Origin of the sequence: Hymenobacter negativus, assembly GCF_016056375.1 — a bacterium.
Taxonomy (GTDB): Bacteria; Bacteroidota; Bacteroidia; order Cytophagales; family Hymenobacteraceae; genus Hymenobacter; species Hymenobacter negativus_A.
The window spans coordinates 64,928-81,410 of sequence record NZ_JAEDAE010000002.1; the positions used below are offsets into that span (position 1 = coordinate 64,928).

The 16,483-nt window shown below is 59.8% G+C and carries 16 protein-coding genes and 2 pseudogenes; 10 read left to right on the forward strand and 8 right to left on the reverse strand.

Annotation, left to right across the window (positions count from 1 at the left end; translation table 11 throughout):
• Positions 1-487: 487 nt before the first annotated feature.
• Complete coding sequence (locus I7X13_RS05100) at positions 488-805, forward strand: hypothetical protein (protein WP_198074636.1); 318 nt, start codon at positions 488-490, stop codon at positions 803-805.
• A 4-nt stretch (positions 806-809) separates the two neighbouring features.
• Here the strand turns inward: I7X13_RS05100 and I7X13_RS05105 are convergent, their stop codons facing one another.
• On the reverse strand, positions 810-2,210 hold the full coding sequence (locus I7X13_RS05105; protein WP_198074637.1) for a mercuric reductase: 1,401 nt from the start codon (positions 2,208-2,210) through the stop codon (positions 810-812).
• Between the two features lie 163 nt (positions 2,211-2,373).
• Between I7X13_RS05105 and I7X13_RS05110 the strand changes: the two genes are divergently transcribed.
• Positions 2,374-3,108, forward strand: a complete 735-nt coding sequence (locus tag I7X13_RS05110) for a hypothetical protein (protein ID WP_198067114.1) — start codon at positions 2,374-2,376, stop codon at positions 3,106-3,108.
• A 217-nt stretch (positions 3,109-3,325) separates the two neighbouring features.
• Positions 3,326-4,105: a hypothetical protein gene (locus I7X13_RS05115; RefSeq protein WP_198067113.1), complete on the forward strand. Its 780-nt coding sequence runs from the start codon at positions 3,326-3,328 to the stop codon at positions 4,103-4,105.
• Between the two features lie 104 nt (positions 4,106-4,209).
• Here I7X13_RS05115 and I7X13_RS05120 read toward each other — a convergent pair whose 3' ends face one another.
• The 5 genes and pseudogenes from I7X13_RS05120 to sucD form a co-directional block, all read right to left on the reverse strand.
• The gene (locus I7X13_RS05120; RefSeq protein WP_198074638.1) at positions 4,210-5,895 is read right to left on the reverse strand and encodes an IPT/TIG domain-containing protein; all 1,686 of its coding nucleotides are present in this window, start codon (positions 5,893-5,895) and stop codon (positions 4,210-4,212) included.
• Between the two features lie 109 nt (positions 5,896-6,004).
• Positions 6,005-6,144: pseudogene (locus tag I7X13_RS22020) on the reverse strand (succinate--CoA ligase subunit alpha); the annotation flags it as partial.
• A 9-nt stretch (positions 6,145-6,153) separates the two neighbouring features.
• Positions 6,154-6,927 carry a GNAT family N-acetyltransferase gene (locus I7X13_RS05125; RefSeq protein ID WP_198075078.1) on the reverse strand — a complete coding sequence of 258 codons (774 nt, stop codon included), beginning with the start codon at positions 6,925-6,927 and terminating at the stop codon, positions 6,154-6,156.
• A 301-nt stretch (positions 6,928-7,228) separates the two neighbouring features.
• Positions 7,229-8,170 carry a glycosyltransferase family 2 protein gene (locus I7X13_RS05130; protein ID WP_198074639.1) on the reverse strand — a complete coding sequence of 314 codons (942 nt, stop codon included), beginning with the start codon at positions 8,168-8,170 and terminating at the stop codon, positions 7,229-7,231.
• Between the two features lie 98 nt (positions 8,171-8,268).
• A complete protein-coding gene (sucD, locus tag I7X13_RS05135; RefSeq protein WP_198067110.1) occupies positions 8,269-9,150 on the reverse strand; it encodes a succinate--CoA ligase subunit alpha in 882 nt (293 codons plus the stop codon).
• A gap of 265 nt (positions 9,151-9,415) precedes the next feature.
• Here sucD and I7X13_RS05140 point away from each other — a divergent pair.
• A pseudogene (locus tag I7X13_RS05140) lies at positions 9,416-10,390 on the forward strand (PLP-dependent cysteine synthase family protein); the annotation flags it as partial.
• Positions 10,391-10,476: 86 nt separating this feature from the next.
• Positions 10,477-10,875, forward strand: a complete 399-nt coding sequence (locus tag I7X13_RS05145) for a response regulator (protein ID WP_198074641.1) — start codon at positions 10,477-10,479, stop codon at positions 10,873-10,875.
• Positions 10,876-11,017: 142 nt separating this feature from the next.
• Here I7X13_RS05145 and I7X13_RS05150 read toward each other — a convergent pair whose 3' ends face one another.
• Both I7X13_RS05150 and ade read right to left on the reverse strand, forming a co-directional pair.
• Complete coding sequence (locus I7X13_RS05150) at positions 11,018-11,524, reverse strand: hypothetical protein (RefSeq protein ID WP_198074642.1); 507 nt, start codon at positions 11,522-11,524, stop codon at positions 11,018-11,020.
• Positions 11,525-11,593: 69 nt separating this feature from the next.
• The gene (ade, locus tag I7X13_RS05155; protein WP_198074643.1) at positions 11,594-13,252 is read right to left on the reverse strand and encodes an adenine deaminase; all 1,659 of its coding nucleotides are present in this window, start codon (positions 13,250-13,252) and stop codon (positions 11,594-11,596) included.
• A gap of 87 nt (positions 13,253-13,339) precedes the next feature.
• Here ade and I7X13_RS05160 point away from each other — a divergent pair, with 87 nt between their 5' ends.
• The 5 genes from I7X13_RS05160 (at position 13,340) to I7X13_RS05180 (ending at position 16,471) form a co-directional block, all read left to right on the forward strand.
• Entirely contained in the window at positions 13,340-13,489 is a 150-nt protein-coding gene (locus I7X13_RS05160; protein WP_198074644.1) for a hypothetical protein, read from the forward strand.
• Positions 13,490-13,523: 34 nt separating this feature from the next.
• Positions 13,524-14,333 (forward strand): hypothetical protein, encoded by an 810-nt coding sequence (locus I7X13_RS05165; RefSeq protein WP_198074645.1) that lies wholly within the window; start codon positions 13,524-13,526, stop codon positions 14,331-14,333.
• Positions 14,334-14,365: 32 nt separating this feature from the next.
• On the forward strand, positions 14,366-14,770 hold the full coding sequence (locus I7X13_RS05170; RefSeq protein WP_198067103.1) for a hypothetical protein: 405 nt from the start codon (positions 14,366-14,368) through the stop codon (positions 14,768-14,770).
• 31 nt (positions 14,771-14,801) lie between these two features.
• Positions 14,802-15,494, forward strand: a complete 693-nt coding sequence (gene cmk / locus I7X13_RS05175; protein ID WP_198067102.1) for a (d)CMP kinase — start codon at positions 14,802-14,804, stop codon at positions 15,492-15,494.
• A 95-nt stretch (positions 15,495-15,589) separates the two neighbouring features.
• Complete coding sequence (locus tag I7X13_RS05180) at positions 15,590-16,471, forward strand: 4-hydroxy-3-methylbut-2-enyl diphosphate reductase (protein ID WP_198067101.1); 882 nt, start codon at positions 15,590-15,592, stop codon at positions 16,469-16,471.
• The last annotated feature ends 12 nt before the right edge of the window (positions 16,472-16,483 follow it).

A 16,483-nucleotide genomic window follows, 5' to 3' on the forward strand; every position in this document is an offset into this window, starting at 1 on the left:
ACGGTGTTTTCATTTTGACAGACTCTACAATCAACTTTAGAATTAGCTCTGCTGAAAAAGCAGCTGTTTATGATAGAATCCTGAAAATGAATATTACATCTTATCCAGGCTACTTAAAACCGAAGTGTAAAGCAATGATGGACCCTAGCACCTTAATTATTATTACTGTACAATTATTATTACTGTACGCGTTAAAAATGTAGAAAAGACTATAAGCTACGATGACAATTGTGTTGGTACCCAAGATGAGCGGGCAATAAAACTTAAGAGCTTGGCTGATTTAGTTATTAAAACTGCTAAACACCACGACGAAATCAAACGAATGCCTGCATCTCAAAACATACGTCTTTAATAAACTGACGCTGGGAGGCTCCAACAGCACTTTTGCCTCCCGCCGCGTAGTTTAGCACACGATATTTCTTCTATCTGCCCCACCATGCTCATCAACAGCCAAGGTTTCCGCCTGCTTCTCCTGGTATCCGCCTGTATGTTGTTCAGCTCTTGGCTGCCGGCCCATTTCAAACTCTTGTTTGTGAGTGAAACCGGCCACGTAGCCCACAGCCAGACCTTGAACGTGCTGATGATTCTGCTGCTGTTTGGGCGGTGGCGGCATGCCATCACGCTGGCGCTGCTTGTGAACGGGCTGCAATTCCTGTTCGGCGCGCTGGTGCTGTACTGGACCTGGCGCGACGGCGGCCCGCTGCTGGGCTACAGCCTCACCACGCTGCTGCACTTCGTAGTGCTGAAGGTGCTGAATGACTCCCGCGCCGTGCGCGAGTTCATGCACGATAAGCAGTTGGCTTAGCCGATTATTCCCCCGGCTTCAGTCGCTGGAAGGCATTGTTCAACACCTCGGCCCAGGTGGGGTGAGCCAGAATCATGTCCTCCAGTTCCTGGTAGCGCAGCTTGCCGGCCATCGCCAGCTGGAACATAGTCATGATTTCGCCGCCCTGCTCGCAGAACACGGCCGCGCCCAGCAGCCGGTCATCCTCGCCTACCAGCACTTCCACAAACCCCTCGGTTTCGCCCGTCTGCACCGCTCGGCCGATGGTGCGGGCCGGCAGCCGGCTCACCCGGTAAGCAATTCCTTTTTCTTTGGCCTGGTTCTTCGAAAGCCCGATGCGGCCCAGCTGCGGCTCCGTGAACACCACGTAGGGGAGGGGCCGGTTTTCCGTTGTGCGCTTGCTGCCGTGCAGCAGCGCGTCGCGCACCACGCGGTAGTCGTCGTAGCTGATGTGGGTGAACTGCGGGCCGCCTTTTACGTCACCCAGCGCATACACACCCCGCGTGCCGGTTTGCAGATGCTCGTTTACTTTGATGTAGCCCTTTTTATCGAGGGCAATGCCGGTGTGCTCCAGGCCGAGGTCTTTGGTATTGGGCACGCGGCCCACAGCCACCAGCAGGTGGCTGCCGCGCAGGCGGCGTTCGCCGTCGGTGGTGGTCACGGTGAGGGTAATGGTGCCATCGGCGGCGCGGGACACGCGGCGGGTTTCGGCGCTCAGCACCAGCTCCACTCCGGCTTCGGTGAGGCATTCTTCTAGCGGATGGCTCACGTCGGGGTCTTCGCGGGCCATCAGGCGGGGCTTACTGTCGATAACCGTCACGCGCGTGCCCAGCCGCCGAAACATCTGGCTGAATTCGACCCCGATGTAGCTACCGCCCAGTATAAGCAGGTGCGCCGGCTGCTCCTTAAGGCCCAGCAGCAGCGAGTCGCTGGTGAGGTAGCCGCTGTCGGCCAATCCCTCAATGTCGGGCACGGCGGCCGAGGTGCCGGTATTGATGAAGATGAGTGGGGCCGTGAACTGCTGCTCGCCGCCGCCCACCAGCGCCACCCGCAGCGAGTGCGGAGCCGTGAACTGCGCCCGCCCCCGGATGAGCGTAATGCCGTCGCGGTCCTCCGTAATCTTGCGGTGCAGGCTGTCGCGCGAGTTTTGGCGCAGGGTGTGCATCCGCTCAATCACGGCCGCAAAATCGACTTCGGGCTTGGCCGACTTAATGCCCAGCTCACCAGCAGTGCGCACATCGTGCGCCCGTTGGGACGAGGCCAGCAGCGCCTTGGTGGGCGCGCAGCCGTAATTGATGCAGGAGCCGCCCAAAGAGTCGCTTTCGATAAAGGCCACGCGCCGGCCGGCGGCGGCCAGTGCATAAGACAGCGGCGTACCGGCCTGGCCGGCTCCAATAATGATGGCATCAAACGAATCGGCGGGCATAGGGAGCGTGGTGAAGGAGAATAATTGTCTGTCTCTACATACGGTTCGGCTTCGCCCTGCGACTGAGCCCGGCCCGGCAAATCCGGGAGAATGTCGGACAGAAACACGAAATTGCCGCATCAGGCGTTGCCTGCCCATTCTTTGCCCCGCCTCGTCCCGTTGTATGAAGCATTTGCTGCGTCTGACTTTTTTATCGGTTGCCTCAGGCCTCACGGGCTGCGCCTCGCTGTATTTTCCGCCGCCGCCGCACGCGCCCATGCTCACGCACCAGGGAGAGTTCTACGGCACTGTGAGCACCAACCAGCACACCAACTACGCCCTGCAAGGGGCCTACGGCCTCACCAACCACCTCGCGGTGGCCGGCACGTTTTCCTCCCTGCACCGCAAAAAATCCGATAAAACCGAAAACATCGATTTCGCTGAAGCCAGCCTCGGCTACTTCACCCGCCTGCCCGACAAGCGCGTGCTCGAAGTGTACGTGGGCGGCGGCGGCGGCGCCACCCAGCGCATCGAGCGCAACGAAGCCCAAATCACCACCCGCACCCTCGACGGCAGCCTGTCCAAGGTATTCGCCCAGGTGAACTACGCCAAGAAGAAGCAAAACAGCTTGCATCTTTTCAACCACGATTTCCCGCTTACCTACGGCGCGGCCATGCGCCTGAGCTACATGCAGCTCAACAACTTCAAAATCGACGGCCTGGCCGCTCCCGGCGAAAGCAACGTCTTTTTCGAGCCCATCACCTTCACCCGCACTCAGATTGCGGGACCAGTGCAATTGCAGCTCATCAGTGGCCAGATTTTTGGCCTGCGGCACAACAACTACCTGAAGGCCGCTAACTCCGTCTTCCAGGTCGGCATTGTGATTAATCTGGATAAGAACACCACGCTGGGCGATTAGCACGGGCGCTTTAAAGCACTTTTTGGGGCTGAAAAGATTGTCTGTAAAGTCCTTTTATGCGAAAATTATTTCTGTGAATTACAGGCTATTATAGTCTAATTAGGTTAAATAATGAGTGTTTGAAAAGTCTGTTTAGCGGAATAATTAACTTGCCGAAGGCGGCAGGCTGCTGCTTCCTTTGAGGCATAAGTCCACGTTTCCATTTCTGCTAAAGTCCATGAGCCTCCGCTACTCTTTTGCCCTGCTGCCCGTCGTTGGGGCCGCCCTCCTCACCAGCTGCGCCGTGTATGTGCCCACCGTGCCCAGCACGCCGTTGGTCACCAAAGCCGGCGATGTTGAAGTAACCGCCGCCGTCCGGGGGCTTTCCAGCCTGGAAGTGGGCGGTGCGTGGTCGCCCGCCGCGCACGTCGTCGTCACCGGCGAAACGGCCCTTATGGTAAGCAACGGCAGCGAAACTTCTAACGGCAACACCTGGGAATACACCAGTGTGCACAAGCAGGCCGGGGTAGGCGTGGGCACCTATCGGCTGGTGGGTGCTGAGCAGAAAGTCTATTTGGGGGCCATCGGTGGGTTCGGGCTCGCCAAGGCCAACGTGTACGACCCGCACGCCGACGACCTCATCATCCCCATCTTCGGCAAGCGGCCCACCACCTACTTCGAGGCCAATTACCAGCGCTACTACGGCCAGCTCTACGCCGCCCACCTGGGCGAAGTGGTGAGCTACGGAGCCTCGGCCCGCGGCACGTTTGTGCACTACAGCCAGCTTCAGCGCAATTACGAAGCCATTGCCTCACCCACCAGTTTCTTTATCGAGCCCACCTTATTTCTGCGGGCGGGCCGCGGGCCGCTGCAGTTTCAGGGTACCCTGGGGTTTTCTATCCCCACGCATGTCGATGCCGGCAGTGAAAGCCAGCGCAACCTGTCGCCCGTGTCCATGCTCATTAGTGCCGGCGTGGTGCTGCGGCCCCAGCTGTTTCGGCACCGCGCCGACGATTAGGTAGGCTAAGCAGCGTCCGGGCAACCGGCATGCGCCGCACATTAGCGTCCATCCCGGCAGACGAGCCTACGAAGTGAATGCCGCCCGCACACCCAGCGCGATGCTCATTGAATGAGCAGCCGCAGGGTGCGTGCACCAGTCGGCGTTTCGCACTGCAGCAGATAGAGGCCTACTGGCAAGCGTGATGGAATCGACAGCACTCCACTCGTCGGCAGCAGGGTAGCAGGCAGCAGCAGCCGGCCAGCCAGGTCGTATAAGCTCGTTTTTGCTGGCCCCGTTCCCACGCCCCGAACCGTGATTTGGTCGTGGGCCGGATTGGGGAAAATGGCTAGCTCGGGCAACGGCTGTGCGGCCAGCGTAGCCGTTCCCACGCGGTAATCGGTGATGCCAATATCGTCCAGATTAATGCGTGGGTTGGTGGCCGTGGCCGTGTTGGTGCTGCTGAAACGCAGGCGCACGTTGCCGGTGCGGTTGACGGTGAAGGAGTATGGCGTGAGGGTGCTGGTAAGTGTTGGCGCCGGGTTGCTGCCCAGCAGGCTGGTGTAGGTCACGCCGCCATCGGTCGAAATTTCGGGCACAAATGAAGCGCCGGTTTCGGTGGCGTAGGTGGCGGCGCTCACCGTCACCACACCCGCGCCGTTGGGCTTATCGGTGTCCATTTCGATGAACCCGCCCCCGCGCAGCCGCGCTGCTTTGAGGTCGTTGAATTTATCAATGCCGGCCGTGGTGCCAATCAGGGCTTCGTTCATTGTCCAGCCACCGCTCTGGAGCTGCACCGAGGCCGGCGTATAGGCCGTCTTGGTGCCGGTTTCAAAGTCCTCGAAGAACGGCGGCCGGGCGGGCGGCACTATAAATTGCGTAGGGCTTACGGCTCCACCGTTGCCATTCGTGAGCGTGATAAAGCCGGTGGTAGCCCCAGCCGGTACCCGCACATAATACGCGCCCATGCTTGGCGTCTGCGGCACGATGGTTACGGGTGTGCCATTAAAGGCAATTACGCTGCCTGCTCCACCTGGTACGTCCAGGTTCCGGCCCATGATGGTGACAAGCGTACCCGGGGCGCCGCTGGCAGGCGAAAAACTCGTGATGACCGGCGGGCTGGGATTAATGGTAAAAAACTTCATGCCACCGCCGCCACCTCCTCCCGGCGGTGGGTTGCTGGCATAGAAATACGAAACCACCGGAGCTGCCACGCTGGGCAGCGTAACCAGCGCCGTGAGCTGCGTAGAAGAAACGTAGTTGGCGGTGATGTTGCTGGCAAGGCCGGCCTGAAAACTGACCGAGGCTCCCGGCACAAAGCCGCTGCCATAAAAGGTGATGAGTACCTGCGTGCCGCCGGGGCCAGAGGTGGGCGAGATGCTGGTGAGGGTACAGGCCGGATTGGGGGTGGAGGCCGCTGTTACCGTGCCTGATACGGCTACGTTCTGGGTAGTGGCGCCGGTGCTTGCAATGGTAACCATTCCGCTTGCTGTGCCCAGCGCGGCCCCCGTCATGCGCACATACAGCGGAATGTTAGCGACGCTGCCATTCGATTGGGTCAGAATCTGGCTGGCGGCGAAATTAAAGCCCGAGGTCCACGATACTTCAAAGCCAGGAGGCGCGGTAGCAGTCACGTTGCCAGTCAGGCTGGTGCCGTTCACCAACACGCTTTGCTGGGCCGAGGGCGTGCCCACCGCTGTAGTGAAGCCCCCGAGGGTAGCCGGGGTTGCCGTTAGTGCTTGCCCGCGGCCCACCAGGCTGTTGAGCAGCAGCGTCAGTAGCAGGAAATAATAAGTAAAAGGTTGGCGCATACCGCTGTTTGGAAAGAAGGTGAAGGATGGATGAAGGTAAATAAAAAAGCTCCGGCCGCAATGGCCGGAGCTTTTATTCAAGGAGTTGCTACCGAAAGCAGTACGAAGCCTACTTGCCGCCCAGCATGCGCAGCATGGTGTCGCCAATCTCAGCGGGCGAATCCACCACGTGGATATGATGGCCATTTTAGCAGCGGCCGTGTCGTCGGCGCCACCCACGATGGCACCGGCGTGGCCCATGCGGCGGCCGGCAAAGCGTTACTGCAAACCAGCAACAAGTGGCTGAGTCTTTTGGCTAAGTAGCGAGTTGATGTGGATGGTGTAGTGCGATTCGGCGGGCGAAAAGCCTTCTTGTATCAACATCCGCTGCACGCCGTGATTTTGCACCTGGGTGGTGCCGTGCACCCACCTGCGCCCGTGGCTCAGCGAGTAATGCTTGATTTGGCGTACCAGGTCGCCACCGAGGCCGGGGCTGGTAGCATCCGGCCGGGCGCCCATCAGCATGCCATCGCCATACTTTTCATGCAGCGCAATGGTGGTGAGGGCAATGGGCCGGTTGTCGAGATAAAACAAAAAGCATGCTTTCTCGGGAGTGGTGGAATGCAGGAAGCTGAGGGCCCACTCCTGATAGCCCGCCAATACCGATTGTGGACTGAAGAGTGGGTTGGTATTGTAGTGGGTATGGTAGTTGTTGAATATTACTTCCACCAACTCCAGCACGGCCGGTTCGTCGCCGGTGGTGGCCCGGCGCACCACTAGCCGCGGGTTGCGCAGGGGCTGCGGCGGCGAGGCGCGCATATCGCACTTGAAGGTGAGGACCGTATCGGCCAGCACCATTGGATAGGGAAGCATGGCGCTCAGTTGCGCCAGTCTATGTGGTTTGTTGGTGGGAATACGTAGAATGGCCACGTCGACTTGCTCGTCGGCAATGGTGCGCAGCAATGCCTCAGGAGCTAATTCGCTGGCCGTACCCCGCAAAATACGCATGTTGAAGCGTGCGCTTTCCAGTGGACTGTAGGATATATTGTTCATTGAATGAGTAATTAATGGGAAATATCAATGAGTAACGGTGTCAAACAGATGAAGCGTTATCGCATGAACATGGGACAGGAGAAATAACTTTGTTTTATCAATCCACCGCGTCATTTCTTGCTCATACCCCATGGGCGCGTTGCAAAAAATAATTTGGTTTGGGCAAGGGAGTAATCAAGGACTTAAGGCGAGCGGGACACTTTGTCGCATCGTCGAGTGGCGGCGAAGTAGGGAGGAAAACAAATTGTGTATCTGATGCTGTAGCCCGTTGATATGGCTCCGATAACAAAGGGCGGGTAGTTCAAGACGTTTTGCCTACCTCATCACGCACTATATATAGCGGTCGATTTTTCACACTGTCGAAAACACGGGATACATACAGGCCCACGATGCCGAGCGCTGTCAGGCTCAGGCCCCCCAGTAGCCATACGCTGACCATTAGCGCCGGCAACATAAGATTAGAATGGCCCAACAAGCCTTGCCCCACCAGCCAGACCGCTGCTATTAGTGCCACGGCAACGATAATTGCCCCCAGTTTCACCAACAGCCGCAACGGCTTGTCGCTGTAGGCTAGCAGCACCGCAACGGCCAGGCGTACCAACTTACCTAGGCTGTAACTACTTGTTCCGTGCATTCGCACGGCGTGCTGCACATCCAAGGCACCCTGCCGAAAACCAAGCCACCGCACCTGCAGCGGAAAAGCTCGGGTGGGTTCGCGCACATGCCGTAGGGCCGCCACCACTCGCCGGTGAAAAACCCCGAAATTTCCCGTTGTGGGGTCGCTCACCGGGCCTCCAAGCCACTTCAGCAACTTATAAAACGTGCGGCCCAACAGCTGCTTGGTGGCGGTATCCTGCCGATTGGCCCGGCGGCCAAAAACAATATCCAGTTCGTGTTGCCTGGCGTGGGCGTACATTTTGGGAATCTCGGCGGGGATGTCCTGCAGGTCGCAGTCCATTACAGCCACCCACTCGCCCGTTGCCCGGTCGAGCCCAGCCGTAATGGCCGTGTGTTGCCCAAAATTACGGCTCAGATTCAAGCCCAGCAGCCGCTCATCGGCAGCGGCCAATGCCTCAATCAGTGCCCAGCTTGCATCGGGACTGTGGTCATTTACCAAGATGATTTCATAATCATCCGTAAGCCTTCCCAACGTTTCCGTTAGTTGACGGTACAACTCCGGCAGTGCCGCCGCGCAGCCGTAAACCGGAATGACCACAGAAAAGGAGGGCGGGTTGTTTTCCAAAAGGGTAATTATTTATACTCGGCCGTACAGTAAACGCAAAAAAGGAAGCCCCGGCCTTGGCCGGGGCTTCCTTTTTCAAATAAAAAGTAGTGCGCTGCTTATTTGCCGCCCAGCACGCGCAGCATGGTGTCGCCAATCTCGGCGGGCGAATCCACCACGTGGATGCCGCACTCGCGCATAATGGCCATTTTAGCAGCGGCCGTGTCGTCGGCACCGCCCACGATGGCACCGGCGTGGCCCATGCGGCGGCCGGGAGGCGCGGTTTGGCCGGCGATGAAGCCTACCACGGGCTTTTTGTTGCCGGTTTCTTTAATCCAACGCGCTGCTTCGGCTTCCATGCCGCCGCCGATTTCGCCAATCATCACAATGCCTTCGGTCTCGGGGTCGTTCATGAGCAATTCCACCGCCTGCTTGGTGGTGGTGCCGATGATGGGGTCGCCGCCGATGCCGATGGCCGTGGTCTGGCCCAGGCCGGCTTTGGTGAGCTGGTCAACTGCTTCGTAGGTCAGCGTGCCCGACTTGGACACGATGCCGATTTTGCCTTTCGAGAAGATGAAGCCGGGCATGATGCCCACTTTGCACTCGCCGGCGGTCATCACACCGGGGCAGTTCGGGCCCACCATCGTTACCTCGGGGCGTTCCGATAGGTACTGCTTCACGGCAATCATGTCCTTGGTCGGGATGCCTTCGGTGATGGTGATAATCACCTTAATGCCCGCGTCGGCGGCCTCCATGATGGCGTCGGCGGCGAAAGCTGGGGGCACGAAAATGATGGTGGTATCGGCACCGGCCTTCTCCACGGCCTCGGCCACGGTGTTGAACACGGGACGGCCGAGGTGCTCGGAGCCGCCTTTGCCGGGCGTCACGCCGCCCACCACGTTGGTGCCGTAGTCCATCATCTGCTGGGCGTGGAACGAACCCTCGGAGCCGGTGAAGCCCTGTACGATAACCTTGGAATCTTTATTGACCAGAACGCTCATTCGGAGGTGTTTTTGGGATATTGATGGAGTGGGGGAGGGAAGCCCGGACGGGCAACGGTGGTGCAAAAGTAGGGGATTTTGGGGCTAGGGCAAGGTGGCAGCTGTGCAATCCATTGAACGTCATGCCGGGCATTGCCAGCAGGACGTGTAGCGCGTCATTGGCCCGCCATTCTTTTTGCGCTTCCAGACCCGCTCATCCCCGCCCCGCCGCCGAAATTCGTACCTTTGCAGTCTCACTTCCCATCTCCCCACCCATCATTTTTCGATGTATTTCAACCACGTCATTGAGGCCGTTGGTCACACGCCTCTCGTCAAGCTCAACAAAGTAACCGACGGCATTAAAGGCACCGTGCTGGCCAAAGTCGAGTATTTCAACCCCGGCAACTCGGTGAAGGACCGCATGGCCATCCGCATGATTGAGGACGCCGAGAAAGCGGGCATTCTCAAGCCAGGCGGCACCATCATCGAAGGCACCAGCGGCAACACCGGCATGGGCCTGGCCCTGGCCGCCGTGGCCAAAGGCTACAAAACCATCTTCGTGATGAGCGACAAGCAGAGCAAGGAAAAGCAGGACATCCTGCGCGCTGTGGGCGCCGAAGTAGTGGTCTGCCCCGTTGATGTAGCCCCCGAAGACCCGCGCAGCTACTATTCGGTGGCCAAGCGCCTCAGCCAGGAAACGCCCAATTCCTTCTACCCCAACCAGTACGACAACCTCTCGAACGCGGCCGCGCACTACGACACCACCGGCCCCGAAATCTGGGCGCAGACGGAAGGCAAAATCACGCACTGGGCGGCCGGTGTGGGCACGGGCGGCACCATCTGCGGCGTGAGCAAGTACCTCAAAGAGCAGAACCCCAACATCTTCACGCTGGGCCTCGACACCTACGGCTCGGTGTTTAAGAAATACAAGGAAACGGGCATCTTCGACGAGAACGAAATCTACCCCTACAAAACCGAGGGCATCGGCGAAGATATTTTGCCCAAAAACGTGGACTTCGATGTTATCGATTTGTTCATTAAAGTGACCGACCAAGACGCCGCCGTGATGACGCGCCGCCTTGCCAAGGAAGAAGGCCTGTTTGTGGGCTGGAGCTGCGGTTCGGCCGTTTTTGGGGCGCTGGAATACGCTCGCGAGCACCTGAAAGAAGACGATACGATGGTGATTGTGCTGCCCGACCACGGCACCCGCTACCTCGGCAAAATCTATAACGACGACTGGATGCGCGCGCAGGGCTGGCTATAAGTTAGCCGGGCCATTGCGGGAGCGCAGTCGGGTTGTTATCTTCGTAAAAGCTTGTTTATTAGCACTACAATATGTCTACTAATTTGAATCACATTGTACTCGTTGACGACAACGAAACCACGAGCTTCCTTAACAACCGGCTGCTGGGCCGGCTGGCGGTGGCCGACCACGTCAGCACGTTTTCGCGGGCCGATGAGGCCTTCGAGCAGCTCTGGGGCGACAACAACGCCGAGAACAGCGTGCCCGCGCCCGACCTCGTATTCGTCGACCTGAAAATGCCTGGCGTGTCCGGTTTCGAGTTCTTGGAGCTATACAATGCCCTGCCCAAACCCGTGCAGGACCAGACCGTTATGGCCGTGCTTACCACGTCTATGCACGGGGCCGATACTGCCCGTGTGGCCCAGTACCCCAATGTGGAATACCTCACCAAGCCCCTCACCGAGGAGAAAATGCGCAAGCTGCTGGAAAAGCGGTTTCAATAAATCATAAATCGCCCGTCATTGCGAGCATTCCGCGCATCAAGCGGCGACGAAGCAATCCGTCCTCTTGTGGCGACAAGCCCTGAGTTGTGACAAGGCCCTTGATAGAAAAGCCCCGGCACTACGCGTCGGGGCTTTTTTATTTTTACAATCCGTCCAATACCTGGAAAATCCCGGTCTTTTTCTTTTTGAGGAAAATGTACCGTACCGAAACCGCCGTGGGAAACCGGTTCCAGTCGGCCGAGCCGTATTCGATGGTGGGCTTGAAATCGAAGGAAACAACGAAAGGAATGAAGGCGATTTTGTATTCGACGCCTGCCAGGCCGTCGAACCCCCAGAAGTTGCCGGTGTCGCGGTTATTGCCGAAGTGGCCGCCAGCGCCGAAATAATAGTTCAGGCTGGGGCCGAGGATGCCGAAGTGGCGCTCGGCCAGTACCGTGGCGCTGTGCTCGCGGGGCGCAAACATGCCCAGGCCCTCGATGGTGGTTTTGGGCAAAATGAGTTGCTGAATGCTGATGCCGTAGTTGGTGCCGTCGCTGCGGATGCCGGCGGCCGTGCGATACTTCTGGGCCGCAGCAGGCCGGGCTAGAAGTACCGCCAGCAGCAGGCAACTGACGATGTGTAAGGAATACAACGAAGACAGCAGTTTCATAACGAACAGCGTAGGGTGCGGGGTCGTACCCGCACCCTACGCAGAAACGACGCCAGAAATTGCCTTCGTTTACTCTACCGCATCCACAAACGCGAATTGCTGGCCGTCGAACAAGCCCTTGTCGCTCAGTTTCAGGCTGGGAATGACGAGTAGTGCCATGAAGGAAAGTGTCATAAACGGCGCGCCCAGCGGCGAGCCCAACTGCTTGGACAGCGCGTCGACGGCGGCGTAGGCACTGGCCACAGTTAGCCCGCTCTGGTCCGACATGAGGCCGGCCACGGGCAGCGGCAGCAGTATTTCCTGGCCATCGGCCCCCACGGCGGCCAGGCCGCCTTTGGCCTGAATCACCAGGTTCACGGCGCGGGCCATGCTTTCGTCGTCGCAGCCCACGGCGGTTATGTTGTGCGAATCGTGGCCCACGCTGCTGGCCAGCGCGCCATGCTTTAGCCCGAAGCCCTGGATGAAAGCCACGGCCGGCGCTACGTGCGGCTGGTAGCGGTTGATGACGGCCAGTTTGAGTATGTCGGCGGCCACGTCGGGCACCACCAGGCCGTTTTCAATCGTGGCCGGCACATCCACGCGAGCCGTGATGAGCTGGCCGTCGAAGCACTCGATAACGCGAAGGGTGGGGCGCTCAGTAGCGGGGGCGGGCAGCTGGAAATCCTGCGCTGTCACGGGTTGGGCATGGAAAGTATTGACCACGGCAATGGGCGTGGCCGGCAACAGCGACTTTCCGTTTTCGGCCACTAGCTCGCCATTGAGGTAGGTTTGCAGCACTTCAAAATCGCGCAGGTCTTTTACCACGATGAAGTCGGCAGGGTCGCCTTCGCCCAGCAGGCCCACGGGTAGGTGGTAGTGCTTCACGGGGTTGATGCAGGCCACGCGCAGCACGTTGAACACGTCGTTGCCCAGTGCCACGGCCCGCTGCACCAGTTGGTTGATGTGGCCCAGCACCAGCGTATCGGGGTGTTTGTCGTCGGAGCAGAACATGAGGTGGTGGTAATGCTCGGGCATCAGTTCGATGAGGGCATCGAAATTGCGGGCGGCCGAACCCTCCCGAATGAGGATTTTCATGCCAACGGCCAGCTTGTCGAGCGCCTCGGCGGCGGTGAAGCACTCGTGGTCGGTGCTGATGCCGGCGCTGGCGTAGTGGGCCGCGTCGTCGGCGCGCAGGCCGGGGGCGTGGCCGTCCACGGGGCGGCCGGCGGCGTGGGCCAGGGCAATTTTGGCCATCACGTCGGCGTCACGGTGCAACACGCCGGGCCAGTTCATCATTTCGGCCAGGTAGCCGATTTTGGGGTTTTCAAACAGCTTTTTGATGTCGGCGGCCGTGATTTCGGCCCCGGCCGTTTCAAATGGCGTGGCCGGCACGCAGCTGGGCGCCCCAAAGCAGAACTTGAACGGCGAATGCGCCGCGTTTTCCAGCATGAATTCTACCCCGGCCACCCCCAGCACGTTGCCGATTTCGTGCGGGTCGCTCACGGTGGCCACCGTGCCGTGCATCACGGCCAGGCGGGCAAATTCGGTGGGCACCAGCAGCGAGCTTTCGACGTGCACGTGGGCATCCACAAAACCGGGCATTAGGTAAGGCAGGGCAGGGTCGGCCTCGGCGTCGTTAATGGGGGCAATGGCGGCGATGCGGCCGCCTTCAACCTGAATAACGGCGGGCTGAATGGAACGGGCGAAGATGTCGACGACGTTGGCCGTGAGCGAGAAATCAACAGGCATGGGAAAAGGCTGGAGCGAAAAGCAAACCGACCCACTGCCGGTTTTGCGTCGGCAAAGAACCTTATATTTGACAAAAAACCGCTTCCGGTGAAAAAGAACCTTGCCCTTTTGCTGCTCGTGCTGCCGCTATTGCTGGCCGAGGGCGGCTGTGCCCGCCGCACCGCCCAACAGAAAAAAACCTCCTGGTACCGGCACCACAGCGGCGGCAAGTCGGTGCCGTGCCCCTGCGGGCACTAGGCAACCATTGGCGGCCCGATTGGCTCTCGTTGGTATGAAACCCTTTCCGTTCCGTATTGCGGCCCTGTTGCTCCTGACGGCTGCTACCGCCCAAGCGCAGGTGCCCCGGCGCACCCCGGCGGCGGGCAGCACGCCCTCCACCAGCCAGCCGCACGACTACCCACTCCCGCCCGCGCCGCGCTACGCCACCGGTGGCTACTCCGGCTCCTACCGCCTGCCCGACGGCAGCTGGCACCCGGCCGAAATATTTGGCCCTGATATGCCTGACCGCGTGCGCCTGCGCCCCGAAAACCTGCCTGACTACGCCCTTTTCCTACCCAACGAAGTGCCCGCCTACGTGGTGCGGGGCGATACATTCGTGACGGTGCCGGCCTTTGTACGGCACAAGGGCCACCAGCTGGTGCCCGCCGGCTATGCCCAGCGTGTGTACCGCGACGCAGACTACGAAGTGCTGGTTTTTCAAGCCCCCACGCCCGAAACCCTGCGGGCTTTCAATACGCCGGCGGTGCCCAATGGGCCGCTGGTATCATCGGCGGGGGCACTGCCGGCCACTGCGACAAGCACGGCTGATGCTTTCAGTAATTCCTTTTTCGGGGCGCTGCTGGATTTATTTGTTTTCCCCCGAGCCAACCAAACCGTGCTGCTGCGCCACGCGGGCCAGGTGCAGGAGCTGCCCGCCAAAACACGCCGTTACCGCCAGCTTATGCTAGCCCTGCTGGCCGATGACCCGGCCGTGTGCGCCCAATTGCGGGCCGGCCAGTTGGCCACGCGCCGGGAAGCCCCGCAGCTGCTGGCTACCTGCGCCGCGCACCGCCGCGAGGCGCTGCTGCAGGCCCGCAAATAACCCGGACGGCCGTTTCTGGTTTACTTTGCCTTATGTCTGAACCCACGCCAACTCCTCTCGATTCCATTAATGCCGCTGCTGAGCAGGTCCGGCAGCAGTTGAAACTAAAGGCTTTCGATGCCGAAAGCGTGGCCCATCTGGATAATTTTATTCAGGCGCAACGCGGCACGCTGGGCGCGGCCGAGCGGCCGGGCGTGGTGCTGGCGCTGGGCTGCTTCCTGGGGCAGTGCCTGGTGGAAGTGTACCGGGGCGAATGGGGCACCGGCAAGGACGGCACGACCGGCGTGGGGCTGGCTGGCCGATTTTTTTTTAATCCCTTTTATTTGGTCGATGCGCAACTGAATGAGGGAGAAAGCGCGTCCGTCGCGGCCTTTTTTGCTTCCGTTCCGCAGCGGTTGAAGACCCCGCCCGCCGCTCGTAAGGCTTGGATTTCGTAATCTTGCGGGGCCAATGGCCGCCCGCGTCGTTATGAAACAACTCGTTATCGCCATTGACGGCTACTCCTCCTGCGGTAAAAGCACCACCGCCAAAGCCGTGGCGGCCCTGCTGCACTACGCCTATGTTGATACCGGGGCCATGTACCGCGGTGTCACGCTGTACCTGCTGGAGCAGGGCATTGATTTCGGCGACCTGACCCGCATCGAGCAAGCCCTGCGCGAAATCAGCATCAGCTTCCGCCGCAACCGTCGCACGGGCCGCAACGAGCTGTTCCTGAACGGCGCAAACCGCGAAGACGACATTCGCCAGATGCGGATTTCCAACTCCGTGAGCGAAGTATCGGTTATCCCGATGGTGCGACACGCCATGGTGGCCCAGCAGCAGCAAATGGGCCGCAAGCGCGGCGTGGTGATGGACGGCCGCGACATCGGCACCACGGTATTCCCCGATGCGGAAGTGAAAATCTTCATGACGGCCGAAGTAGAGTTGCGCGCCCGCCGCCGCCAGGAAGAGCTGGCTGCCAAGGGCGAGCATGTGCCGCTCGAAGACATCATCGAGAACCTGCGAAAGCGCGATTACCTCGACTCGACCCGCGCCGAAAGCCCCCTGCGCCGCGCCGCCGATGCCGTGCTGCTCGATACCACGCACATCACCATCACCGAGCAGGTCGATTTTGTGCTGGACCGGGTGTCGTCGGCGCTGTTTGCGGCAGGGTGGGATTAAAGGCAATACTGCCGACCAACACCGTACACCGCCCGGCCGCCGTACCTTTGCGCCCGGCGAACTCCTCGCCGCCGCAGTGATGTTAAAGGCACAGCATGAAGGTCACGATTGATAAAAATTCCGGCTACTGCTTCGGCGTAGAATTCGCCATTCAGATGGCGGAGGATGAACTGGCGCACGAAAAAACACTCTATTGCCTCGGCGATATCGTGCACAACAGCATGGAAGTGGAGCGCCTGCACCAGCAGGGCCTGCGCATCATCGACCGCGAGCAGCTCGCTCAGTTGCACGACTGCAAAGTCCTCATCCGCGCCCACGGCGAGCCGCCGGAAACCTACCAATTGGCCCTGCAAAACAACCTGGAGCTGATTGATGCCAGCTGCCCGGTGGTGCTCAAGCTGCAAAACCGCGTGAAGCACGCCTTCGACCTGAGCCAGCGCCAGGACGGCCAGATTGTGATTTACGGCCAGCCCGGACACGCCGAAGTGGCCGGCCTCGCGGGCCAGACCGGCAACCGCGCCATTATCGTGATGAACGAGGCCGACCTCGACCAGATTGACTTTGCGCGCCCCGTCACGCTGTTCAGCCAGACCACCAAAAGCACGGCCGGCTTCTACAAGATGAAGGCCCTGATGGAAGCCCGCATCCAAGCCGCCGGTGGCGAACTAGATAGCTTCGATGCCAACGACAGCATCTGCCGGCAGGTGAGCAACCGCGAGCCGGCCCTGGCCAAATTCGCCGCCGAATACGACGTGGTGCTCTTCGTGAGCGGCCGCAAAAGCTCCAACGGCAAGGCCCTGTTCTCGGTGGTGAATGCCGTGAACCCGCGCAGCTACTTTATCGAAAACGAAACCGAAATCGACGAAGAATGGCTGGTGGGCGCGCAGACGGTAGGCATTTGCGGGGCCACCAGTACCCCGCTGTGGTTGATGAAGCAAGTGGCCGAGCGCGTGGAAGGCGTGGGTGAGCCGGCGTAAAAGCCGCCCATT

What these genes read in the sequence shown, in the direction of transcription:
- I7X13_RS05115 (WP_198067113.1), top strand. Translation starts at nt 3,326, where the DNA reads ATGAGCCTCCGCTACTCTTTTGCCCTGCTGCCCGTCGTTGGGGCCGCC.
- sucD (WP_198067110.1), bottom strand. Translation starts at nt 9,150, where the DNA reads ATGAGCGTTCTGGTCAATAAAGATTCCAAGGTTATCGTACAGGGCTTC.
- ade (WP_198074643.1), bottom strand. Translation starts at nt 13,252, where the DNA reads ATGCCTGTTGATTTCTCGCTCACGGCCAACGTCGTCGACATCTTCGCC.
- I7X13_RS05150 (WP_198074642.1), bottom strand. Translation starts at nt 11,524, where the DNA reads ATGAAACTGCTGTCTTCGTTGTATTCCTTACACATCGTCAGTTGCCTG.
- cmk (WP_198067102.1), top strand. Translation starts at nt 14,802, where the DNA reads ATGAAACAACTCGTTATCGCCATTGACGGCTACTCCTCCTGCGGTAAA.
- I7X13_RS05110 (WP_198067114.1), top strand. Translation starts at nt 2,374, where the DNA reads ATGAAGCATTTGCTGCGTCTGACTTTTTTATCGGTTGCCTCAGGCCTC.
- I7X13_RS05100 (WP_198074636.1), top strand. Translation starts at nt 488, where the DNA reads ATGTTGTTCAGCTCTTGGCTGCCGGCCCATTTCAAACTCTTGTTTGTG.
- I7X13_RS05180 (WP_198067101.1), top strand. Translation starts at nt 15,590, where the DNA reads ATGAAGGTCACGATTGATAAAAATTCCGGCTACTGCTTCGGCGTAGAA.
- I7X13_RS05105 (WP_198074637.1), bottom strand. Translation starts at nt 2,210, where the DNA reads ATGCCCGCCGATTCGTTTGATGCCATCATTATTGGAGCCGGCCAGGCC.
- I7X13_RS05170 (WP_198067103.1), top strand. Translation starts at nt 14,366, where the DNA reads ATGTCTGAACCCACGCCAACTCCTCTCGATTCCATTAATGCCGCTGCT.
- I7X13_RS05120 (WP_198074638.1), bottom strand. Translation starts at nt 5,895, where the DNA reads ATGCGCCAACCTTTTACTTATTATTTCCTGCTACTGACGCTGCTGCTC.
- I7X13_RS05165 (WP_198074645.1), top strand. Translation starts at nt 13,524, where the DNA reads ATGAAACCCTTTCCGTTCCGTATTGCGGCCCTGTTGCTCCTGACGGCT.
- I7X13_RS05125 (WP_198075078.1), bottom strand. Translation starts at nt 6,927, where the DNA reads ATGAACAATATATCCTACAGTCCACTGGAAAGCGCACGCTTCAACATG.